The following is a 21,891-nucleotide window of genomic DNA, read 5'->3' as shown; positions in this document are numbered from 1 at the left end:
AACGCTGGTCACCGGCAGGCTTTAGCAGCTAAAGTTTTAGCTGCTGGAGTAAAGCACGGTAAAACATTAGAGGCCATCGCTACTGTTCCTCGCCATGCCTTTATGGATGCTGGCATGCATCCGCAAGCTTACGAAGATACTGCGTTACCAATCGGCCACTCACAAACCATTTCTAAGCCCTCCGTTGTAGCACGCATGATTGAGCTCTTGCATAAGCCAAAGCAGCCACTAGGTAAGGTGCTAGAAATTGGCACTGGCTGCGGTTACCAAGCGGCAGTACTGAGCTTACTATCTGATGAGGTGTATTCAATTGAGCGAATTCGTCCATTGCACGATATGGCAAGAGAGAAGCTGCGCCCATTTCGGATTAAAAACCTCCGACTCATTTATGGGGACGGGATCCTGGGTCTGCCTCAAGCCGCCCCATTTGATGGAATCATTCTGGCAGCCGCAGGTTTAGGCATCCCAGATGCCTTATTGGATCAGCTAGCCATCGGTGGCCGCCTGGTGGCCCCAGTTGCCAAGAATGAGAAAGAGCAACAATTGATCATGGTTGAGCGGATGAGCTCCCAGCGCTATCAAAGAACCGTTCTGGACGAGGTCTTTTTTGTCCCCTTACAATCAGGGGTAGTATGAAAATCCCTATGAACATCCTGTCTAAATACCTCCTATTGCTAGTTGCCATGTCTTCCTTGGCGCTCAATGTAGGTTGCTCAACTACGCCACGAGCCAAACCAGCCAATGTCGTAGATCGAAGTGGTGGCGGCAATGAGCCAACTCCTCCAGGCTACTACCGTGTTAAGCGTGGCGATACCTTAGCCCGCATTGCTTTAGATAACGGCCAGTCTCCACGTGACTTGGCGCGATGGAACAATATGTCGAACCCCAACCAGATAGAAGTGGGGGATTTGATATTGGTGAAGCCACCAGCTGGATCTGGGTCTACAGTAAAGCCGGCTCCTAAGACGCTGGCTAATACAGATACAGTTAAAACAGATTCTACAAAAGTAGACGCACCTAAAGCAGAGCCCACAAAAGAAATCGTTGCTGAACCGGGCATTCGTTTGTCATGGCCAGCTAAAGGCAAGGTCACCGATGATTTCAGTGAAAAAACCAAAGGCATTGATATTGCCGGTAAGTTAGGCGATCCGATTACCGCAGCCTCTGACGGTAAAGTGGTTTATGCAGGCAATAGCCTGCGCGGCTATGGCAATCTCGTCATCATCAAACATGACAATACCTATCTCACGGCTTATGCCCACAATCGCACACTCTTAGTCAAAGAGGGTGATGCGGTGAAGAAGGGTCAGAAGATTGCGGAGATGGGTGATACCGATACCAATTCAGTGAAACTCCACTTTGAATTACGTGTGAATGGCAAGCCAGTAAATCCAACGCCTTACCTGCAGTAATCGCCAGTATGGCAACCGTACTCGTCTTTGATATTGAAACTATCCCCGATGTAGCGGGACTGCGTCGCCTCAATGACTATCCCGATACGCTCTCAGACAGCGAAGTTGCGACCAAAGCCATGGCCGAGCGTGCCGAGAAAACAGGTAACGAGTTTCTGCCGCTATACCTTCAGCGTATCTGTGCTATCTCCTGCGTCATACGCAGAACTACTAAAGATGGCTCGCCCCAAATCAAGGTGGGTACCTTAGGTACTGCACAAGATGATGAGAAGGTATTGATTCAGACCTTCTTTGAGCTCGTAGAAAAATACACCCCTCAGCTAGTGTCTTGGAATGGTAGCGGCTTTGATCTACCGGTACTCCACTATCGTGCGCTAGCAAACCATGTGCAAGCACCACGCTACTGGGAGATGGGTGAGAGTCAAGAAAACGATAGTCGTGAGTTCAAGTGGAATAATTACATCAGTCGTTATCACATGCGCCATCTAGACTTGATGGATCTCTTAGCTAAATTTAATGGTCGCGCTAATGCACCTTTAGACGGGTTAGCAAAACTCTGCGGTTTCCCAGGCAAGATGGGTATGGATGGCAGCCAGGTGTGGCCTGCATATCAAGATGGCAGGATTGATGAGATTCGTCGCTATTGCGAAACCGATGTGGTGAATACCTATTTGATGTACTGCCGCTTTCAATTGATGCGTGGTGGTTTCTCTTTAGAAGAATATAAAGAAGAAATTGCCTTCGTAAAAGCCTATTTGGAAAAAGAATCCAAAGAGCCGCACGGCGAGCAGTGGCAAGAATATCTCTCGGACTTTTCTCCCGATGCGTAGAGGAGAAAAGCCAGTCCATATCGTTGTGACTGAGCCGGTACGAGTTGACTCCCTTGATCTCGATGCCCAAGGCATTGCGCGCTTAGAGCCGAATGAAGCAGAGGCTGCAGAGGGCCAAAGCGGCAAGGTAGTTTTTATTCAGGGTGCATTACCAACTGAGCTAGTTACTTATGTCATCACACGTGACAAAGCCCGCTTCAGCAAAGCTAAAGTACTCGACATTCTCAAGCCTGCCGTATTTAGAGCGGAGCCAAAGTGCAAAGCGTTTGGAGTCTGCGGCGGTTGCACTATGCAGCACCTCGATATTCGGGCGCAGGTGGCGATGAAGCAGCGAGTGCTTGAGGATGATCTTAAGCATATTGCCAAAGTAGCTCCAGAAGAAATTCTTCGCCCGATGGGTGGTCCGGCTTGGGAATACCGTCATCGCGCACGCTTAAGTGCCGTTAATCGCTCCATCAAAAAAGGCACTGTGCTAATTGGATTTCATGAGGGTAAAAGTGGCTATGTCGCTGACATGACGGCTTGTGAGATTCTGCCTAAACACGTTTCTGATTTGCTGCCCGAGATGCGTAAATTAGTGATGGGTTTATCGATTGTTGATCGTATGCCGCAGATCGAAATCGCCGTAGGTGAGGCCGAGGATCCCAATTCAGATGATCCCAAAAAAACAAAGCCTGTTACGGCATTAGTTTTCAGAAATCTCTTGCCACTCACTCCTGCTGACGAACAGTTGCTGAGAAGCTTTGCAGATGATCATCAAGTCTGGGTTTGGTTGCAGCCCAAAGGCATAGAAACCGTTGCACCGTTCTACCCATTAACGGGCAAGCTTTGCTATCGCCTGCCTGAGTTTGACATCGAGATGCCATTTAAGCCGGCGGATTTCACGCAAGTCAATCACATGATGAACCGCGCTCTTGTGAGTAGAGCGATTCGTCTCTTAGAGGTTCAAGCAAGTGATCGCGTGCTCGACTTATTCTGCGGCATTGGTAATTTCACATTGCCGCTGGCGAGGCGAGCAAATACCGTCTTAGGTATTGAGGGTCTAGAAAGTTTAACTACTAGAGCCAAAGCGAATGCAGAGCACAATCAGCTCGCCGATACAGTCAGCTTCATGCAAAGCAATTTATTTGAAGTGAGCACAGAGACAATTGCCTCATGGGGTAGAGCTGAGCGCTGGTTAATGGATCCTCCCCGTGAAGGCGCCATGGAGATCTGCCAGGCCTTAGCCCAATTACATGAGCAGGGCAGTGATCTACCACCGCATCGGATTGTGTATGTGTCGTGCAATCCTAAGACTCTAGCCAGAGATACCGATATCCTGTGCCATCAGGCGGGCTATGTCCTCAAGAGTGCGGGCATCGTCAATATGTTCCCCCACACATCACATGTAGAGTCGATGGCGGTATTTGAAAGGCCTTGAGGGCAAAGAGTCAATATCGAGATAAAGAAAAAGGCACCCGCAGGTGCCTTTTCTATTAAAGCTAGAAACAAAGACTTAGTCTCTGTCGCCACCCACAATGCCCAAGAGTGCGAGCAAGTTAGTGAAGACGTTATAGACGTCTAAGTAGATGGCTAATGTAGCCATCACGTAGTTAGTCTCGCCACCATTGATGATGCGCTGTACGTCAACCAAGATGAAGGCTGAGAAGATCGCAATTGCCAAAACCATCACAGTCAACATCAAAGCAGGTAGTTGCAACCAGATATTGGCCAATGAAGCCACGATCAAGAGCAGTACACCCACCATCAACCATTTGCCCATGCCGGAGAAGTCACTCTTGCTCACAGTGGCGATAGTTGCCATGACAGCAAAGATTGCCGCAGTGCCACCAAAGGCCAGCATGATCAATGTTGCACCATTGCTGTAGCTATTGAGTGTGTAGCCCACTAAGCCGGACATCATGATGCCCATGAAGAAAGTGAAGCCCAGTAGCAACAGAACACCTAAGCCAGTGTCCTTGTTTTTATCAATAGCCCAGAAAAAGCCAAAAGCGATTGCCATAAAGACGATGAAGCCCATAAAAGGACTGCCCGCCATGAAGTTAAGCCCAAATGCAACGCCAAGCCATGCGCCAATGACAGTAGGGATCATTGAGAGCGCCAAAAGGGCGTAAGTGTTGCGCAGTACGCGGTTGCGTATCTGAGGGGTGCTGATCGAGCTAGTTTGCCCAAAGCCGTAAGAGTTGAGATCACTCATATTGACTCCTTTTTCATAGTTATTACTCGAGCCCTCGAGGAGCTGTTGTCAGTAAGTATAGACAAAATGGGGTAATTTCAAGCCCCCTATGAAAAGGACTACAACTTAAAGGGTTATGCCCTGTAAATTCAATGGCTTAGCTACGCCCAGATCAGGGTAAATACGGTCATCCGATGTATAATTCGGGGGTCGCTGAAATCCTGGCGCGCCGTAGGAAGTGGGGAGGAGGTTCTCCCCGGGTCTATATTAGCGCCAATTCAGCAAAATCTTTGAAATCACTATTGGAGTTTTACATGGCTATCGAACGCACCCTTTCTATTATCAAACCTGATGCTGTAGCAAAAAACGTGATCGGCAAGATCTATGACCGTTTCGAATCTGCTGGTTTGAAGATTGTTGCGTCCAGAATGGCGCATTTGTCACAAGCTGAAGCTGAGCAGTTCTACGCTGTGCACGCTGCACGTCCTTTCTTTAAAGATTTGGTGAGCTTCATGATTTCTGGTCCTGTCATGATTCAGGTATTGGAAGGCGAAGGCGCAATTGCTAAGAACCGTGACTTGATGGGTGCTACCGATCCTAAGAAGGCAGACAAAGGCACTATCCGTGCTGATTTTGCTGACAGCATCGATGCAAACGCTGTTCATGGCTCTGATGCTCCTGAAACTGCTGCTGTCGAAGTTGCATTCTTCTTCGCTGGCATGAACGTTTTCAATCGTTAATTCACGATTGCTAACGAACAACCTATTTAATACATAAGTAGGCGCATTGACCTCCCCGCGCGTAAATCTCTTAGATTTTGACGCTGACCAAATGGCAGCGTATGTCGCGGGGTTGAACGAAAAGCCCTTTCGGGCGAAGCAACTCATGCAGTGGATACACCAACGTGGTGTTTCTGACATTAACGACATGAGTGATCTAGCAAAAAGCTTTAGAGCAACTTTGCTGGATAAAGCAGAAGTGCTTTCCCTCCCAGTGATTAAAGATGAGCATGCAGCAGACGGTACCCGTAAGTGGTTACTAGATGTTGGTGCTGGCAATGCTGTGGAGTCGGTATTTATTCCTGAAGATGATCGTGGCACCTTGTGCATTTCATCTCAGGCTGGTTGTGCAGTCAATTGCCGTTTTTGCTCAACAGGGCATCAAGGCTTCTCGCGCAACCTCACCGCTGGTGAAATCATTGGCCAACTCTGGTTTGCAGAGCATTTACTCCGTACTGATCCGAATGCGGTGCGTCGTATTGAGAAATACCCAACCCCAGGCTGGGAGCACACCGGTCGCGTGATTTCCAATGTGGTGCTGATGGGTATGGGTGAGCCTTTGCTCAACTATGACAATGTTGTCACCGCTTTGCGTTTAATGCTCGATGACAGGGCCTACGGTTTATCACGTCGTCGCGTAACGCTATCGACATCTGGCGTAGTACCCATGATTGACCGCTTGGCACAAGATTGCCCAGTGGCATTAGCGGTATCACTGCATGCCCCTAATGACAAACTACGCGATCAACTCGTTCCACTCAATCAAAAATACCCATTAAGAGAATTGCTTGCTGCGTGCGAACGGTATTTACCGTTTGCCCCAAGGGATTTCTTAACCTTTGAATACTGCATGCTTGATGGTGTCAATGATTCTGATATTCAGGCAAAAGAGTTGGTGCGCTTATTGGCGAACATCAAGTGCAAGATCAACCTCATTCCATTTAATCCATTCCCAGAGTCTGGATTAACGCGCTCATCAGCGCAGCGTGTACATGCCTTCGCTAGTATTTTGTTAGATGCTGGCATGGTGGCAACAGTTCGTAAAACCCGCGGTGATGATATTGCCGCAGCCTGTGGCCAATTGGCAGGTGATGTAGTCGATCGCACCCGAGTACGCGAGCGTGCTGTGCATGACAAACAGATTAAGCTCGATCAAGATGATGATGTTGAAGATCTTGATCAGCAAGAAGATGAGCCAGAGTACCAGCCTGAGCGCTCAGTGCAATGGCTCAAAAGATTAGACGACTGATTTCATAAAAAAGTCCTATGAGTAACTCATCTAGCAATCTCCCAAAACTGCCTTTAGGCCCATCGCCTAAAAGAGCTACACGTCAGGCTACCGTAGCCTGGAAAACCAACATCATTACGATTGGTGGCGATGCGCCAGTCCGTGTGCAGTCGATGACTAATACCGATACTGCGGATGCAATTGCTACTGCCATTCAGATTAAAGAACTGGCTCGAGCTGGCTCTGAGATGGTGCGTATTACAGTGGACACACCAGCTGCCGCTGCGGCAGTACCCTATATTCGTGAGCAACTGGATAAGATGGATGTATTGGTCCCATTGATTGGTGACTTCCACTACAACGGTCACACTTTATTGAATGACTATCCCGAGTGTGCCAAGTCTTTATCCAAGTACCGCATTAATCCTGGCAATGTGGGTAAGGGCGCTAAACGCGATCCGCAATTTGCTCAAATGATTGAAGCTGCTTGCAAATATGACAAGCCGATTCGGATTGGTGTGAACTGGGGTAGCTTGGATCAAGACTTACTGGCCAGCATCATGGATGCGAATGCAGCACTGCCAGTTCCGAAGACTGCACAAGAAGTCATGATTGAAGCTTTGATTCAGTCAGCATTACAGTCTGCCGAAAAAGCAGTGGAGTTCGGCATGAACCCCAATCAAATTATTCTGTCTTGCAAAGTTAGTAATGTGCAAGACCTGGTGGCGGTGTATCGCGATCTCTCCCATCGTTCTGATTACCCTTTGCATTTAGGTTTAACAGAAGCTGGCATGGGAAGCAAAGGGATCGTGTCCTCAACTGCTGCTATGGGCATCTTGTTACAAGAGGGTATTGGCGACACCATTCGGGTTTCCTTAACGCCGGATCCAGGTGCACCACGTGAGAATGAAATTATTGTGGCGCAAGAGATTTTGCAAACAATGGGATTGCGTAATTTCACTCCCATGGTGATTGCATGTCCTGGTTGCGGCAGAACGACAAGTACTACTTTCCAAGAATTAGCTGCCAATATTCAGTCCTACCTGCGTCAACAAATGCCTGTATGGAAAAAGACCCATCCGGGTGTTGAGGCAATGAATGTTGCCGTCATGGGTTGCATTGTTAATGGCCCAGGTGAAAGTAAGCATGCCAATATTGGCATCTCTTTGCCCGGCACTGGAGAGACTCCAGCCGCCCCTGTCTTTGTTGATGGTGTCAAAGTGAAGACTTTGCGTGGCGACAATATTGCTCAAGAATTTCAGGTGATTGTGGATGAGTATGTCAAGCTGAATTACGCACCGAAATAAATTCAGTACAAAATAAGAACAACAAATAAGAACAACAAAAAAGAACCGAAGCGCACAACATGACTGACCAAGCTAATCAAGCTAATCCAGCTAAAACACAAAAGATCCAGAAAATAAATGGCGTTCGAGGCATGAATGATCTCTTGCCAGCAGATGCTGCGCAGTGGACTCATTTGGAGCATGTGTTGCGTGACCTCACTCGCGCTTATGGCTATGAGTTCTTGCGTACTCCAATTGTTGAAGCGACTGCCGTATTTCAGCGTGGCATTGGCGAAGTAACCGATATTGTTGAAAAAGAAATGTATTCCTTTGAGGACCGCCTTAATGGTGAGCAGCTCACATTACGACCAGAGGGCACTGCTGCGGTAGTTCGTTCCGTGGTTGAAAACAATTTGCTGTACGAAGGACCAAAGCGTCTTTGGTATACCGGTCCCATGTTCCGCCATGAGCGCCCACAGCGTGGTCGCTATCGCCAGTTCCATCAATTTGGTATTGAGGCGATGGGCTTTGCTGGTCCAGATATTGATGCAGAAATCATTTTGATGGGTCAACGCCTTTGGGATGAGCTTGGATTGAAGGGTGTGCGTCTGGAGATTAATTCCCTAGGACAAGCACCTGAGCGTGCAGAGCATCGCGCCGCCTTGGTTACGTACTTTGAGAAACACAAAGAGCAGTTAGATGAAGATTCACAGCGTCGCTTGCTAAGTAATCCATTACGCATCTTGGATTCTAAGAATCCAGCAATGCAAGATTTAATTGAAGGCGCGCCAAAGTTATTGGATTTCTTGGGTGAAGAGTCTCTCAAGCATTTCGAGGCAGTTCAGGCTTTACTCAAGGCGAATAACATCCCTTGTAAGATCAACCCTCGCTTGGTGCGCGGCTTGGATTACTACAACCTGACCGTTTTTGAGTGGATTACCGAGGAGTTAGGCGCTCAGGGAACGATCGCTGGCGGTGGTCGCTACGATCCCTTAATTGAGCGCATGGGTGGCAAAGCTACCCCTGCTTGCGGTTGGGCAATGGGCATGGAGCGCGTCCTGGAATTAATGAAGGTTTCTGGTTCTTTGCCAGAGCCCCAGGCTCAATGCGATGCCTTTGTCATTCATCAGGGTGGCGAAACCTTGACTGCTGCCATGATCATTGCTGAGCGCCTGCGTAATGCCGGTATTGATGTCATCTTGTTTTGCCCGCCAGACGGTCAAACTGCCAGCTTTAAGTCCCAAATGAAGAAGGCGGATGCGAGTGGGGCGGCATATGCTGTCATTATTGGGCCGGATGAGTTGGCCAAAAATGAGGCTCAGCTCAAAGATTTGCGTAGTACCGGTGTTCAGAAGGCGGTAGCCTTGGATAGCGTTGTGGAAGCGGTAATTGATGCCATAGTTGGCGCCACCGAATAGAATTAAGACATTAATTATTAATACTGTATTTATTAGCTTGGATTGACATGCCCTTAGACCTAGAAGAACAAGAACAATTAGATCAACTTAAAGCATTTTGGCAAAAGTACCGCAACCTCATTACTAGCGTAGTGACGGCTATTTTATTTGCCTATGCAGCCTATAGTGGATATCAATGGTGGCGTACTAGCCAAGCTGCTGCCGCATCACAGCTGTATGAGACGATGATTACTGCCATTGGCAAGGGTGATAAAGAGCAGACCTTGCGCGCTGCAGATGATTTGCAAAAACAATTTTCTGGTACACCTTACGCAGCAATGTCGAGTCTAGTGGCTGCAAAGATTGCTTCTGATGCAGGCGACTCTGCAAAAGCCATGGACTATTTGCGCTGGGCCGCTAAGAATTCTTCTGATCAGGGATATTTAGCCTTGGGTAAATTGCGATTAGCAGCGCAGTTAATCGAGCAGGGTTCTGAAAAGGATTTGGCTGAAGCGGATGCCATTCTGAAAGATAAGCCAGTTTCCGGTTTTGAAGCTTTGTGGCTAGAGCGTCGTGGCGATTGGTATTTGGCTCAAAAGAATACGGCTGATGCGCGTAAGAGCTATGAGGCTGCTTGGAAACGCTTGAATGATTCAAAAGAATTCCCTGAGGAGGCGCGTCGCCTCTTGAAGGTTAAATTAGATGCCGTCGGAGGAGTAGCTCAGTGATGATGGATTGCAAACGTGTAGCAAAACTAGCAAGCACAACTCTGATATTGGGTTCTGTAGTATTTGCCTTGGCAGCCTGCTCTGGTAGCTCACGTGTACGCAAACCTGCTGAGCTCGTGCAAGTCAATAATCAGTTTGAGTTAACACCAGTTTGGTCAACCAGCGTTGGTTCATCTGAGTCGTTTAGCTTTGATCCTGCGGTAGTAGGTGATTCAGTTTACGCAGCATCTCATCGCGGCAATCTCACCAAGATTGATTTGATGACCGGCAGAAAAGTGTGGGAGGTCTCTGTGCCTGATCGCTTATCAATTGGACCTGGATCAGATGGTCGCACCACGGCTGTTGTGACTACTAAAGGTACAGTCTATGCCTACGATGACAATGGCAAGCCCATTTGGAATGTGAGCGTTGGTAGTGAAGTGTTGTCTGAGCCAGTGGTTGCTGGTGGTGTAGTCATTATTCGCACGCTGGATAGTCGCTTCATTGGTCTTGATGCGCAGACGGGAACACGTAAGTGGACTTACCAACGCCAACAATCGGCTTTGTCCTTACGCGTTGGTTACGGCATGCTCGCGATTGGTAACGAGGTGATCGTCACTGGCTTTGCTGGTGGTCGTTTCGGCATGATTGCAATTGCAAACGGTGGTCTTGTTTGGGAGACTCCAGTGTCATTTCCAAAAGGATTCTCTGAGATTGAGCGTCTCAATGATGTGACTGCAAAACCGAGTATGGAGGGCGAAATTATTTGCGCCGTTTCTTACCAGGGTCGTATAGGTTGCGGTCAAGCACGTACTGGCAATTTACTGTGGTTTAAAGATTACTCCAGTTATACCGGTACAGCGCAAAGTCCTGAGTTGGTTTTCTCGTCCAATGAAAAGTCTCATGTCACTGCATTTGCAGTCAAAGATGGTTCCCAAGTTTGGGAAAACACCCAGCTGACATTTAGAGATGTAGGTGAGCCGATGGCAGTTGGCAAGGTATTACTCATGGGTGATGCGCAAGGTTACGTGCATGCACTCTCACAAGCGAATGGTCAAATGCTGGCACGCATTCGTCATGACAGTAGTCCAATCACAGCCGCACCGATTGCGGTGAACGGCCTCATCTTGGTTCAGTCTCAAGGTGGAAAACTAGCGGCGTACAGTCCAAAATGAATCCAGTAATTACTATTGTCGGCCGTCCTAATGTTGGTAAATCGACCCTCTTTAATCGCTTAACGCGCTCCCGTGATGCTCTGGTGGCTGACTTCTCAGGCCTAACCCGAGACCGTCACTATGGCAAAGGTCGCATCGGTGAGCGTGCATTTATTTGCGTAGACACTGGTGGTTTTGAGCCGGTAGCCAAGACCGGCATTGTTGCCGAGATGGCCAAGCAAACAAAGCAAGCAGTTGCTGAGTCTGACATTGTGATTTTCTTGGTAGATGGCCGCTTAGGCATGGCGCCTCAAGACCGCGTGATTGCAGATTTCTTACGCAAGACCGGTAGACCAGTTATTCTGGCTGTCAATAAAACTGAAGGTATGCAACCAGGCGTTGTCACTGCTGACTTCCATGAGCTCGGTCTTGGTGAGCCGTTCCCAATTTCCTCAGCGCATGGTGATGGTGTACGTGGTTTGATTGACGATGCTTTGGATTCCTTAGGTATTCCAGAGCCAGAACCAGAAGAACAAGAAAACGATCCTAATCGCCCAATGAAGATTGCGGTAGTCGGTCGTCCAAACGTCGGTAAATCAACCTTGATTAATAAGTTGATTGGTGAAGAGCGCGTTATTGCATTTGATATGCCGGGTACAACGCGTGATGCTATTGAGGTACCTTTTGAGCGCAATGGCAAGCCTTATATCCTGGTAGATACGGCAGGTCTGCGCCGTCGTGGAAAAGTATTTGAAGCCATTGAAAAATTCTCAGTGGTAAAAACTTTGCAAGCTATTGCTGATTGCAATGTGGTCATCTTGATGCTCGATGCGCAACAAGATATCTCGGAGCAAGATGCGCATATCGCTGGATTTATCGTAGAAGCAGGGCGTGCATTAGTTGTGGCTGTGAACAAGTGGGATGGTTTGGATGCCTACGTTAAAGAGCGTGCGCGTTTAGAGATTGCTCAAAAATTGCGCTTCCTCGATTTTGCGAATGTGCATCCGATCTCTGCTAAAAAAGGTACCGGCCTGAAAGAGCTATTTAAGGATGTAGATTTAGCCTATGCAGCAGCGATGGCGAAATTACCAACACCCAAACTCACCCGAATTTTGCAAGAGGCTATCGAGCATCAGCAGCCTAAGCGTGTCGGCATGGGTCGTCCAAAATTACGTTATGCCCACCAAGGCGGTATGAACCCCCCAATTGTGGTGATTCATGGAACCTCATTAAGTGGCGTAACCGATAGCTATAAGCGTTACCTAGAGGGTCGCTTTAGGGATGTCTTTAAGTTACGCGGCACCCCATTGCGCATTCAGATGAATACTGCGAAAAACCCGTATGTTGATGCGGATAAAGGTAAAAAAGGCAAAAAGAAGTAAAAACGCGTACAGTTTTAGATGTGTTTTAGGTAAGGGGCTTGTTTTTTGAATATCAGACCCCTTATGTTGGAGGTAGACAGTAGAAGTCAGCAGTAAATGAATAAATAAAAAAAGCAAGACTCCCAAAATAGAAGCAGCGTATAAAAATCAATAAGGAGCAGTATGAATAACAGCAAAGTCCAATTACTACAGGATCCTTTCCTCAATGCTTTACGCAAAGAGCATGTTCCTGTCTCCATCTATCTTGTTAACGGCATCAAGCTGCAAGGAAATATTGAATCGTTTGATCAATATGTGGTTCTCTTGCGCAACACCGTGACTCAGATGGTTTACAAACACGCCATTTCCACAATCGTCCCTGCTCGCGCTGTGGAGTTCCGTACGGAAGAAGTTAGCTCTGTATAAAACAGGTGTAGATGCGGCACGCGCCGTTCTGGTAGGAGTGGATACGGGCCGCGAAGATTTTGCGGACAGCATGGCAGAACTCAGCCTTCTGGCTGATAGTGCTGGTTCTATACCTATAGCCAGTGTGATTGCCCGTAAGGGTAAAACCGATCCCGCTTTATTCATTGGCTCAGGTAAGGCGAATGAAGTTAAAAAAGTGATGGAAGAGCAGGGTGCGGAATTGGTTATCTTCAACCACCCGCTATCTCCAACTCAGCAGCGCAATCTAGAGCGCCATATTGGCTTTCATGTCATGGACCGTACAGGCCTGATTTTGGATATCTTTAGCCAACGAGCGCAAAGCCATATCGGTAAAACCCAGGTCGAACTAGCCCAAGTGCGTTATCGCATGTCTAGATTGGTGCGTGCTTGGAGCCATTTAGAGCGTCAAAGGGGCGGTATTGGTGTTCGTGGCGGTCCTGGTGAAACCCAGATGGAGTTGGATCGACGAATGCTAGCTACTAAAGCAAAGCGTCTAGAGACAGAGCTTGAGAAGCTCCAGCGCCAACAAAGAACCCAAAGAAGGGCTCGTAATCGCAAGGATGTTTTCTCTGTTTCTTTGGTTGGCTACACCAATGCTGGCAAGTCCACATTGTTTAATTCCCTCACAAAAGCAGGGACATATGCAGCTGATCAGCTCTTTGCCACCCTTGATACCACCTCCCGCAAAGTCCATTTAGATGGTGTTGGCTCGATTGTGGTCTCCGATACCGTTGGATTTATCCGCGAATTACCCCACCAACTGGTGGAGGCTTTTAGGGCCACTTTGGATGAAACTATCCATGCTGACCTGGTTTTGCATGTGATTGACGCCTGCAGCCCAGTGGCAAGGGAGCAAAAGGCTGAAGTAGAGGCTGTTTTGCGTGAAATTGGGGCAGATGACATCCCCCGTATCGAGGTGATGAATAAGATAGACCAGATGCCCCAGACCTTTACGGAAGGGGCTGTCCTGGTGCGTGATTCCGAGGGAATTCCGAGCCAGGTTTTCCTTTCCGCCAAGACGGGCCTAGGCCTTGATTTATTGCGTTCAGCACTCGCCGAATGCTCTCAAATGACTGATAGAATAAGGGTCGAGCAGAATCGCGCCAAGGTTCAAATGGACCCGGACGAGTTTTTAGCTCCTTTACCCGAACGACCAGAGACTTCTGAATTTAACCCGATTTCCAACCGAAAATATTCACCAAACGATGCGTAAATTTCTTGAGCTTTTCTCGGTCAATGATCCGGGCTGGGGTAATAGTCACCCAGGCAGTGGATCTAAAGATGCCAAAAGTGGGCAGGGCAGTGAGCAATCTCCCCAAGCTGAACCTGGTAATTCAGAAGCTGACAAGCCTGTAGAGGTTCAGCCGAATACCCCAAGACCAAACAACCAACCTGCTAAGCCAGATGGCCCGCCGGATTTGGATGAGTTGTGGCGTGATTTCAATGATCGCCTCAGCGGTATTTTTGGCGGCAAGAAAAAGCCAGGCGCCTCATCTAGTAAGCCTGCCAATAAGCCGAGCAGCACTGATATTCCACCGCCATCACAGCGTGGCAATGGTGGTGGCAACAACGGCGGTAACGGTGGCGGCGGCATGAGTGCACCCAACTTCAACTTCACCAACCCCTTTGGTTCTAAAGCCAGCGTGATCTTAGCTGCTGGTGGGGTTGTATTAGTTTGGATTTTTAGTGGTTTTTATATTATTCAAGAAGGCCAATCAGGCGTGGTGACCACCTTTGGTAAGTACGCCTATACAGCAGGCCCTGGTATTAATTGGCGCATGCCTTGGCCAGTGCAAGCTGAGCAAACTGTCAATGTTTCAGGAGTGCGCTCTGTAGAGGTGGGTCGCTCCATTTTGATTAAAGCAACGAATCAAAAAGACACCTCAATGTTGACTGAAGATGAAAACATTATTGATGTGCGCTTTGCTGTTCAGTACCGCTTAAAAGATCCAACGGATTATCTATTTAATAATCGCGATCCCGATACGACTGTAGTGCAAGCAGCGGAAACTGCTGTGCGTGAAATTGTGGCGCGCAGCAAGATGGATACCGTTCTATACGAAGGTCGTGAAAAGATTGCGATTGATTTAGCTGCCTCGATCCAAAAAATTCTAGATAGCTACAAAACCGGTATCTACGTCACCAGCGTGACGGTCCAAAACGTTCAACCACCAGAGCAAGTGCAAGCTGCATTTGATGATGCTGTCAAGGCGGGTCAGGATCAAGAGCGTCTCAAGAGTGAAGGTCAGGCCTATGCCAATGACATCATTCCGCGCGCCAAAGGTACAGCTGATCGTCTGATTCAGGAAGCTGAGGGTTACAAGGCTAGAGTGGTTGCAACCGCTGAAGGTGATGCGAATCGCTTTAAGCAAGTCTTAACTGAGTACGCAAAGGCACCTGGTGTTACTCGTGATCGTATGTACATTGATAGCATGCGGGAGATGTATAACAATGTCTCCAAAGTATTGGTTGATACCACCAAGAGTAATAGCATGCTGTATTTACCTCTCGATAAGATCATTGCGCAGGTGAGTGCAGAGAGTGCGCAAGTTGCTACTGGTCAAGCTCCCGCCTCTACACCTACCGGATCTGTAACAGTCGGTGGTGCAACAGGCAATCCAGCAGCCCCATTTAGTAATAATGCAACTAGCCCAAGCACTAGCAACACTCCTAGCATTAGCGCTTCCGAAAAACGCGACGGCCTCAGAAGCCGCGATAGAGGGGATTCAAGATAATGAACGCAAATCGTCTCTTGGCCGCTATTGCTGGCTTAATTGCGCTGGTCTATATTCTGGCGTCTAGTATTTTTGTTGTAGATCAGCGTAACTTTGCTGTGGTGTTTTCATTCGGACAAATTGTGCGCGTGATTGAGCAGCCAGGTTTACAGGCTAAGCTTCCAGCGCCTTTTGAAAACGTTCGCTTCTTTGATCGCCGTATTCTCACAATTGACACCCCTGAAGCAGAGCGCTTTATTACCTCAGAGAAGAAAAATCTCTTGGTGGATTCTTACGTTAAATGGCGCATTGTTGATCCCCGCAAATTCTTCGTGAGCTTTAAAGGTGATGAGCGTTTAGCGCAAGATCGTCTTACCCAGTTAGTGCGCTCTGCATTGAATGAAGAGTTCACTAAACGTACGGTTAGAGAGATCATCTCAGACCAACGCGAGCAAGTGATGCAGGGTATTCGGAAAAAAGTAGCCGATGATGCATCTGATATTGGTGTTGAGATTGTTGACGTTCGACTCAAGCGTGTTGATCTATTAGCTGAGATTAGTGATTCAGTCTATAGGCGCATGGAGGCGGAGCGTAAGCGCGTTGCCAATGAGTTGCGCTCTACTGGTGCAGCTGAATCTGACAAGATTCGAGCCAATGCTGAGCGTCAGCGTGACACGATTTTGGCTGAAGCCTATCGTGAAGCGCAAAAGATTAAAGGCTCTGGTGATGCAAAAGCTACAGCTTTGTATGCCGATGCTTTTGGTCGCGATCCTCAGTTTGCTCAGTTCTACCAAAGTCTTCAGGCCTACCGCAGTTCCTTCAAGGATAAGAAGGATGTCATGGTTGTTGAGCCTAATGGTGAGTTCTTTAAGTTCATGCACAAAAAAAATTAAATTAAATATTTCTAATCATGAATCGTTGGTTACTTCCTGAAGATATTGCTGATGTTTTGCCAGCCGAGGCTCGTAAGGTCGAGACTCTGCGGCGTGCCATTCTGGATTTGTACCAATCCTATGGTTATGAACTTGTTGCCCCGCCGATCTTGGAGTTCTTGGACTCTTTACTAACTGGCACAGGCTCTGATCTCAATTTACAAACATTTAAGTTAGTCGATCAATTATCTGGTCGTACATTGGGTCTGCGTGCAGACATGACTCCTCAAGTTGCGCGAATTGATGCGCATTTACTCAATCGCAAAGGTGTAACGCGTCTTTGCTATGCCGGCTCTGTTGCCCATGCTCGCACCCCAGTAGGTAGTTCTGCTCGCGAGGAATTGCAAATCGGCGCAGAGATTTATGGCTGCGCTACATGGGAAGCGGATTTTGAGGCGGTCTCATTGCTATTGCAGACCTTGAATGTAGCTGGCCTGAAAAAGGTTTACCTCGATCTCTCGCACGCTGGGGTCTTAGAAGGAATTCTGGATGGACAAGCAATTGATAAGGGCGATATTGAAACCTTATATAGCCTGTTACAAAGCAAAGATCGTCCACGTTTAGCGATATGGGCTAAATCCTTACCGGCTAAATCTGCCGAAGCATTGATGGCTCTGACTGAATTGAACGGTCCTTGTGCACAGGTATTGGCCAGCGCTAAAAAGGCTCTACCAAAACATCGCTTAATTGATGAAGCGATAGCTCAATTAGAAATACTGGCTGCGGCAACTGCTGCATTACCCGGCGATATTGAGTTAAGTATTGATCTAGCGGATTTACGCGGTTATCAGTATCACAGCGGTGTCATGTTTGCAGCTTATGTTGACAAGTTACCTCAGCCGATTGCTCGTGGCGGTAGATATGATCATGTCGGCCAAGCGTTTGGACGTTCTCGTCCTGCGACTGGATTTTCAATGGATCTATTAACCTTGGCTAATCTTGCGCCAATAGCGCAAAGAAAGTCTGCCATCCTAGCGCCCTGGACAGTGGATGCAGCTTTAGCTAGCAAGGTTGCCGAACTGCGTGCTGCTGGCGAAGTAGTCATTCAGGCAATGAGTGGCGATACTGTAGAAGCCGCTGAATATATTTGTGATCGTGAGCTTGTAAAGCAGGGCAGCTCATGGGAAGTGAAAAAGAAGTAACTCGCTGTATTAATAACGTACTAATTCTGTAATTACCTTTTGGATTTCATTATGTCTTCAAAGCAACAAGAGCACGGTCGTAACGTCGTAGTCATTGGCACCCAGTGGGGTGACGAGGGCAAAGGCAAAGTAGTAGATTGGTTAACGGATCATGCTCAAGCGGTTGTGCGTTTTCAGGGTGGACATAATGCAGGCCACACCTTAATTATTGGCGACAAGAAAACGATCTTGCGTTTAATTCCATCTGGAATCATGCACAAGAATGTTATTTGCTACATTGGTAATGGTGTTGTTCTCTCTCCAGAAGCGCTCTTTAAAGAAATCGGTGAGTTAGAGGCTGCTGGTTTGGATGTGCAGTCACGCTTAAAGATTTCTGAAGCAACTACATTGATTCTTCCGTATCACGTGGCAATCGATCATGCGCGTGAAAAGAAGCGTGGCAACGCTAAGATCGGTACAACTGGTCGTGGTATCGGCCCAGCCTACGAAGATAAGGTTGCTCGTCGTGCCTTACGCGTACAGGATTTGTTTTATCCAGAAAAGTTTGCAGCGCAATTGCGCGAGAACTTGGAGTATCACAACTTCATGCTCACAAACTACTATGGTGCTGAGCCAGTAGATTTCCAGAAGACTTTAGAAGAGGCTATGTCTTATGCTGAACGCATCAAGCCGATGGTGGTTGATGTTTCTGGCGCTTTATATGCAGCAGAGCAGGCAGGTCAAAATTTATTATTCGAAGGTGCACAAGGTACTTTGCTCGATATCGATCACGGCACCTATCCTTATGTCACCTCAAGCAACTGCGTAGCAGGTAATGCTGCTGCAGGATCTGGCGTTGGCCCAGATTCATTGCAATATATCTTGGGTATTACAAAGGCTTATTGCACCCGTGTCGGTGCCGGTCCATTCCCAAGCGAGTTATATGATTTTGATAATCACGCTAAGCAAGATCCAGTTGGCGTGCGTTTGGCTGAAGTAGGCAAGGAGTTTGGCTCCGTTACTGGTCGTCCACGCCGTACAGGTTGGCTGGATGCTGCTGCCTTGAAGCGCTCGATTCAGATTAATGGCTTGTCTGGTCTTTGCATTACTAAGTTAGATGTCTTGGATGGCTTCGAGACGATTCGTCTTTGCGTTGGCTATCACTTAGATGGTCAAAAACTCGATGTATTGCCGCGCGGCGCTGAAGCCGTAGCGCGCTGTGAACCAATTTATGAGGATTTCCCAGGTTGGAAGGGAACGACTTTTGGTATTCGTGAATGGGACAAACTCCCAATAGAGGCACAGAAGTTCCTGCGTCGTATCGAAGAAGTTGCAGGAAAGCCGATCGCTATGGTCTCAACAGGACCGGAACGTGATGAAACGATTCTTCTGCAACATCCATTCAAAGGTTAATCAGATTTTTAATTAACGTTTGTATATTTAATTTACATATTTGTTTTGAGGTTTTGAGATGACTGCACGTACACAATGTAATAGCCTGCAAGTGGCTACACCGCTTTATCGTTTCATTGAAGATAAAGTCTTGCCTGGAACAGGCATTAAAAGCGCTGATTTTTGGAAGGGTTTTGACGAAATCGTCAAAGACCTGAGCCCAAAAAATGAAGCATTACTTGCTAAGCGTGATCGTTTGCAGGTGGATTTGGATAAATGGCATCAGGCTAATCCTGGTCCAATTAAAGATATGCCTGCCTATCGCAAGCATCTTAAAGAAATTGGTTACTTAGATGAAGTTCCAGGCAAAGTACTTGGGACCACCAAGAATGTTGATGATGAGTTAGCTCTCCAAGCCGGTCCTCAGTTGGTGGTGCCAGTTCTCAATGCGCGTTATGCCTTAAATGCAGCTAATGCCCGTTGGGGTTCTTTATATGATGCCCTCTATGGCACCGATGTGATCTCGGAAGAAGATGGTGCTACTAAAGCCGGTGGATATAACCCGATTCGTGGTGCCAAGGTAGTTGCCTATGCACGTCAATTTTTAGATCAATCTGCGCCGCTGGCCAAGGGTTCGCATGCAGATGCGACCGCTTACACAGTGGATGGTAATAAGCTGGTTGTTAGCCTTAAAGATGGCAGCAAAACTGGCCTTGCTGATGAGAAGCAATTTGTGGGCTACCAAGGAAATGCTTCTGCACCTTCTTCAGTGCTCCTGCGCAATAACGGCGTACATATTGATATTGAAATCGATAAGAGCAAAACCATTGGCGCTACTGATGCTGCTGGTGTCAATGATGTTGTGCTTGAAGCTGCGCTTTCTACTATTTTGGATTTGGAAGATTCGATTGCTGCAGTAGATGGCGATGACAAGGTCGTGGCTTATGACAACTGGTTAGGCATTCTCAAGGGTACATTGGTTGAGGAAGTCAGCAAAGGTGGCAAGACATTTACTCGTACATTAAATCCAGATCGTAAATACACTGCTGGTATTGGCGCAGTTGACGCCAAAGATGGCGTAGTGACTTTGCATGGCCGCTCTTTACTGTTCCTTCGCAACGTTGGTCATTTGATGACTAACCCAGCAATCATTACTGGTGAAGGTAAAGAGATTTACGAAGGCATCTTAGATGCAGTGGTGACTGTATTGATCGCCTTGTATGACATCAATCGTCCTGCAACACAGGCAATTGGTAATACTCGTAAAGGCTCTGTATATATTGTGAAGCCAAAAATGCATAGCCCTGAAGAAGTTGCCTTTGCTGGCGAGCTCTTTGGCCGTGTTGAAAAATTACTCGGCTTGCCTGCGGATACAGTCAAGTTAGGCATCATGGATGAAGAGCGTCGTATGAGCGCTAACATCAAAGCGGCGATTGCTGCGGCTGGTGCTCGCGTTGCCTTTATCAATACTGGCTTCCTCGATCGTACCGGTGATGAAATGCATACCGCTATGCATGCAGGTCCAATGATGCGCAAAGGCGATATGAAGACCAGCAAGTGGTTATCAGCTTATGAGCGTCGTAATGTTCTAGCGGGCTTGGATTGTGGCTTACGTGGCCGCGCTCAAATCGGTAAAGGAATGTGGGCAATGCCAGATTTGATGAAGGCCATGGTTGAGCAAAAGATTGTTCATCCAAAGGCAGGCGCAAATACAGCTTGGGTTCCATCACCAACAGCGGCAACATTGCATGCTTTGCACTACCATCAGGTTAACGTAGCTCAGTTGCAAAAAGAAATGGAGCAGTTAGATACTGCTGCTGAAGCTGAAGCTTTGATTAATGATTTGCTGACTATCCCAGTTGTCGAAACAGCCAACTGGTCTAAGGAAGAAATTCAGCAAGAACTCGATAACAACTGCCAAGGTATCTTGGGTTATGTGGTTCGTTGGATTGATCAAGGCGTTGGTTGTTCTAAGGTGCCCGATATTCATAACGTTGGCTTGATGGAAGATCGTGCAACTTTGCGTATTTCCAGTCAGCACATCGCGAACTGGTTGCTACACGGTATCGTGACAGAAGCTCAAGTCAACGAGACTTTACAGCGCATGGCTAAGGTGGTTGATGGCCAAAACGCGGGCGATGCTTTGTACAAGCCAATGATGCCGAATTTCAAAGACTCTTATGCTTATAAAGCAGCTAGCGATCTGATTTTCAAAGGTCTAGAGCAGCCAAATGGTTATACCGAGCCTTTGCTGCATGCTTGGCGCTTAGAAGTGAAGAAGGCTCACGCTTAATTCTTCGACTCTTTGGTCTTAAGATGAAATGGATTTGTCGAAAGACAAGTCCATTTTTCTTTTCAATAAACCTTCTTAGTCTCCCAATCACCTCATGTTTGGCTTTTTAAATCCCTTCGCCAGAATTGCTACTGCCCGCGGACAAGCTTTGGGCTTTCAATTCAATGATGGAGGTAGAGAGCTTGCTGGTTTTAAGGGTGGGGCTGGCGACTGTGTGGTTCGAGCCATTGCCATTGCGGCGGAGTTGCCCTATATGCAGGTCTATGAAGATCTTCGTGCTGCGAACGCAGCCTATGCGGATCAACGTAAGGATAAGTTGGCTAGAAGGCTGAGCGCGAAGGGCGCTTCACCGCGTAACGGCAACCACCGAAATGTCTTCCATGATTACATTCTTGGTTGCGGTTTTGATTGGGTGCCGACGATGAAGGTTGGGGCTGGCTGCCAAGTCCACATGCTTGCCAATGAACTGCCCTCAGGCAGGCTAATTGTGAAGGTTTCCAAGCACTTAACGGCAGTACTTGATGGAATCATTCAAGATACGCATAATCCCTCTCGGGGTGGTTCACGCTGTGTCTACGGCTATTACGTGAAGCGCTAGGGATGACATCCAAAAGAAAAAGCCCCTGAAAAAATCAGAGGCTTATTTCTTATAAAACGACCAA

General features: G+C 47.6%; 19 protein-coding genes and 1 pseudogene. 19 read left to right on the top strand and 1 reads right to left on the bottom strand.

Annotation, left to right across the window (positions count from 1 at the left end; genetic code table 11):
* Positions 1-12: 12 nt before the first annotated feature.
* From AOC19_RS05330 to rlmD, 4 genes and pseudogenes are all read left to right on the top strand, one after another.
* Positions 13-636, top strand: a pseudogene (locus AOC19_RS05330) (protein-L-isoaspartate(D-aspartate) O-methyltransferase); the annotation flags it as partial.
* Entirely contained in the window at positions 633-1,412 is a 780-nt protein-coding gene (locus AOC19_RS05325; RefSeq protein ID WP_215374462.1) for a peptidoglycan DD-metalloendopeptidase family protein, read from the top strand. The pseudogene AOC19_RS05330 and the gene AOC19_RS05325, both read left to right, overlap by 4 nt.
* 8 nt (positions 1,413-1,420) lie before the next feature.
* Positions 1,421-2,242: a 3'-5' exonuclease gene (locus AOC19_RS05320; protein ID WP_215374459.1), complete on the top strand. Its 822-nt coding sequence runs from the start codon at positions 1,421-1,423 to the stop codon at positions 2,240-2,242.
* Complete coding sequence (gene rlmD, locus AOC19_RS05315) at positions 2,235-3,662, top strand: 23S rRNA (uracil(1939)-C(5))-methyltransferase RlmD (RefSeq protein WP_215374456.1); 1,428 nt, start codon at positions 2,235-2,237, stop codon at positions 3,660-3,662. Before AOC19_RS05320 ends, rlmD begins: the two co-directional genes overlap by 8 nt.
* A 75-nt stretch (positions 3,663-3,737) precedes the next feature.
* Here rlmD and AOC19_RS05310 read toward each other — a convergent pair whose 3' ends face one another.
* On the bottom strand, positions 3,738-4,439 hold the full coding sequence (locus tag AOC19_RS05310) for a Bax inhibitor-1 family protein (protein WP_215374453.1): 702 nt from the start codon (positions 4,437-4,439) through the stop codon (positions 3,738-3,740).
* 293 nt (positions 4,440-4,732) lie between these two features.
* Here AOC19_RS05310 and ndk point away from each other — a divergent pair, with 293 nt between their 5' ends.
* The 15 genes from ndk (at position 4,733) to AOC19_RS05235 (ending at position 21,827) form a co-directional block, all read left to right on the top strand.
* On the top strand, positions 4,733-5,158 hold the full coding sequence (ndk, locus tag AOC19_RS05305; protein ID WP_046330292.1) for a nucleoside-diphosphate kinase: 426 nt from the start codon (positions 4,733-4,735) through the stop codon (positions 5,156-5,158).
* 91 nt (positions 5,159-5,249) lie between these two features.
* On the top strand, positions 5,250-6,446 hold the full coding sequence (gene rlmN, locus AOC19_RS05300; RefSeq protein ID WP_251368093.1) for a 23S rRNA (adenine(2503)-C(2))-methyltransferase RlmN: 1,197 nt from the start codon (positions 5,250-5,252) through the stop codon (positions 6,444-6,446).
* A gap of 17 nt (positions 6,447-6,463) precedes the next feature.
* Positions 6,464-7,732: a flavodoxin-dependent (E)-4-hydroxy-3-methylbut-2-enyl-diphosphate synthase gene (ispG, locus tag AOC19_RS05295; RefSeq protein WP_215374447.1), complete on the top strand. Its 1,269-nt coding sequence runs from the start codon at positions 6,464-6,466 to the stop codon at positions 7,730-7,732.
* A gap of 59 nt (positions 7,733-7,791) precedes the next feature.
* Entirely contained in the window at positions 7,792-9,129 is a 1,338-nt protein-coding gene (hisS, locus tag AOC19_RS05290) for a histidine--tRNA ligase (protein WP_215374443.1), read from the top strand.
* 47 nt (positions 9,130-9,176) lie between these two features.
* Entirely contained in the window at positions 9,177-9,836 is a 660-nt protein-coding gene (locus tag AOC19_RS05285) for a YfgM family protein (RefSeq protein WP_215374441.1), read from the top strand.
* Positions 9,836-10,990 (top strand): outer membrane protein assembly factor BamB, encoded by a 1,155-nt coding sequence (gene bamB, locus AOC19_RS05280; RefSeq protein ID WP_215374438.1) that lies wholly within the window; start codon positions 9,836-9,838, stop codon positions 10,988-10,990. The genes AOC19_RS05285 and bamB overlap by 1 nt, the downstream gene beginning before the upstream one ends.
* On the top strand, positions 10,987-12,351 hold the full coding sequence (gene der / locus AOC19_RS05275) for a ribosome biogenesis GTPase Der (protein WP_215374435.1): 1,365 nt from the start codon (positions 10,987-10,989) through the stop codon (positions 12,349-12,351). The genes bamB and der overlap by 4 nt, the downstream gene beginning before the upstream one ends.
* Positions 12,352-12,513: 162 nt before the next feature.
* The gene (hfq, locus tag AOC19_RS05270) at positions 12,514-12,756 is read left to right on the top strand and encodes an RNA chaperone Hfq (protein ID WP_015421243.1); all 243 of its coding nucleotides are present in this window, start codon (positions 12,514-12,516) and stop codon (positions 12,754-12,756) included.
* Positions 12,757-12,784: 28 nt separating this feature from the next.
* Complete coding sequence (hflX, locus tag AOC19_RS05265) at positions 12,785-13,990, top strand: GTPase HflX (RefSeq protein ID WP_215378145.1); 1,206 nt, start codon at positions 12,785-12,787, stop codon at positions 13,988-13,990.
* Positions 13,983-15,512, top strand: coding sequence for an FtsH protease activity modulator HflK (hflK, locus tag AOC19_RS05260; RefSeq protein ID WP_215374432.1), 1,530 nt, complete (start codon positions 13,983-13,985; stop codon positions 15,510-15,512). Before hflX ends, hflK begins: the two co-directional genes overlap by 8 nt.
* Complete coding sequence (gene hflC, locus AOC19_RS05255) at positions 15,512-16,384, top strand: protease modulator HflC (RefSeq protein ID WP_215374429.1); 873 nt, start codon at positions 15,512-15,514, stop codon at positions 16,382-16,384. The genes hflK and hflC overlap by 1 nt, the downstream gene beginning before the upstream one ends.
* Positions 16,385-16,401: 17 nt before the next feature.
* Positions 16,402-17,565 (top strand): ATP phosphoribosyltransferase regulatory subunit, encoded by a 1,164-nt coding sequence (locus AOC19_RS05250; protein ID WP_215374426.1) that lies wholly within the window; start codon positions 16,402-16,404, stop codon positions 17,563-17,565.
* A 51-nt stretch (positions 17,566-17,616) separates the two neighbouring features.
* Positions 17,617-18,957, top strand: coding sequence for an adenylosuccinate synthase (locus AOC19_RS05245; RefSeq protein ID WP_215374422.1), 1,341 nt, complete (start codon positions 17,617-17,619; stop codon positions 18,955-18,957).
* A 58-nt stretch (positions 18,958-19,015) separates the two neighbouring features.
* Positions 19,016-21,229: a malate synthase G gene (locus AOC19_RS05240; RefSeq protein WP_215374419.1), complete on the top strand. Its 2,214-nt coding sequence runs from the start codon at positions 19,016-19,018 to the stop codon at positions 21,227-21,229.
* 94 nt (positions 21,230-21,323) lie between these two features.
* Complete coding sequence (locus tag AOC19_RS05235; RefSeq protein WP_215374416.1) at positions 21,324-21,827, top strand: hypothetical protein; 504 nt, start codon at positions 21,324-21,326, stop codon at positions 21,825-21,827.
* Positions 21,828-21,891 lie beyond the last annotated feature (64 nt).

It is taken from the genome of Polynucleobacter asymbioticus (genome assembly GCF_018687575.1).
Classification (GTDB): Bacteria; Pseudomonadota; Gammaproteobacteria; order Burkholderiales; family Burkholderiaceae; genus Polynucleobacter; species Polynucleobacter asymbioticus_C.
Note: the sequence above shows the minus strand (reverse complement) of the source record. Positions and strands in the feature narration are given on the sequence as shown.

What these genes read in the sequence shown, in the direction of transcription:
- AOC19_RS05285 (WP_215374441.1), top strand. Translation starts at nt 9,177, where the DNA reads ATGCCCTTAGACCTAGAAGAACAAGAACAATTAGATCAACTTAAAGCA.
- hfq (WP_015421243.1), top strand. Translation starts at nt 12,514, where the DNA reads ATGAATAACAGCAAAGTCCAATTACTACAGGATCCTTTCCTCAATGCT.
- AOC19_RS05310 (WP_215374453.1), bottom strand. Translation starts at nt 4,439, where the DNA reads ATGAGTGATCTCAACTCTTACGGCTTTGGGCAAACTAGCTCGATCAGC.
- rlmD (WP_215374456.1), top strand. Translation starts at nt 2,235, where the DNA reads ATGCGTAGAGGAGAAAAGCCAGTCCATATCGTTGTGACTGAGCCGGTA.
- AOC19_RS05325 (WP_215374462.1), top strand. Translation starts at nt 633, where the DNA reads ATGAAAATCCCTATGAACATCCTGTCTAAATACCTCCTATTGCTAGTT.
- AOC19_RS05235 (WP_215374416.1), top strand. Translation starts at nt 21,324, where the DNA reads ATGTTTGGCTTTTTAAATCCCTTCGCCAGAATTGCTACTGCCCGCGGA.
- AOC19_RS05320 (WP_215374459.1), top strand. Translation starts at nt 1,421, where the DNA reads ATGGCAACCGTACTCGTCTTTGATATTGAAACTATCCCCGATGTAGCG.
- AOC19_RS05240 (WP_215374419.1), top strand. Translation starts at nt 19,016, where the DNA reads ATGACTGCACGTACACAATGTAATAGCCTGCAAGTGGCTACACCGCTT.
- hflK (WP_215374432.1), top strand. Translation starts at nt 13,983, where the DNA reads ATGCGTAAATTTCTTGAGCTTTTCTCGGTCAATGATCCGGGCTGGGGT.
- hisS (WP_215374443.1), top strand. Translation starts at nt 7,792, where the DNA reads ATGACTGACCAAGCTAATCAAGCTAATCCAGCTAAAACACAAAAGATC.
- ispG (WP_215374447.1), top strand. Translation starts at nt 6,464, where the DNA reads ATGAGTAACTCATCTAGCAATCTCCCAAAACTGCCTTTAGGCCCATCG.
- rlmN (WP_251368093.1), top strand. Translation starts at nt 5,250, where the DNA reads ATGGCAGCGTATGTCGCGGGGTTGAACGAAAAGCCCTTTCGGGCGAAG.
- AOC19_RS05245 (WP_215374422.1), top strand. Translation starts at nt 17,617, where the DNA reads ATGTCTTCAAAGCAACAAGAGCACGGTCGTAACGTCGTAGTCATTGGC.
- AOC19_RS05250 (WP_215374426.1), top strand. Translation starts at nt 16,402, where the DNA reads ATGAATCGTTGGTTACTTCCTGAAGATATTGCTGATGTTTTGCCAGCC.
- bamB (WP_215374438.1), top strand. Translation starts at nt 9,836, where the DNA reads ATGATGGATTGCAAACGTGTAGCAAAACTAGCAAGCACAACTCTGATA.
- der (WP_215374435.1), top strand. Translation starts at nt 10,987, where the DNA reads ATGAATCCAGTAATTACTATTGTCGGCCGTCCTAATGTTGGTAAATCG.
- ndk (WP_046330292.1), top strand. Translation starts at nt 4,733, where the DNA reads ATGGCTATCGAACGCACCCTTTCTATTATCAAACCTGATGCTGTAGCA.
- hflC (WP_215374429.1), top strand. Translation starts at nt 15,512, where the DNA reads ATGAACGCAAATCGTCTCTTGGCCGCTATTGCTGGCTTAATTGCGCTG.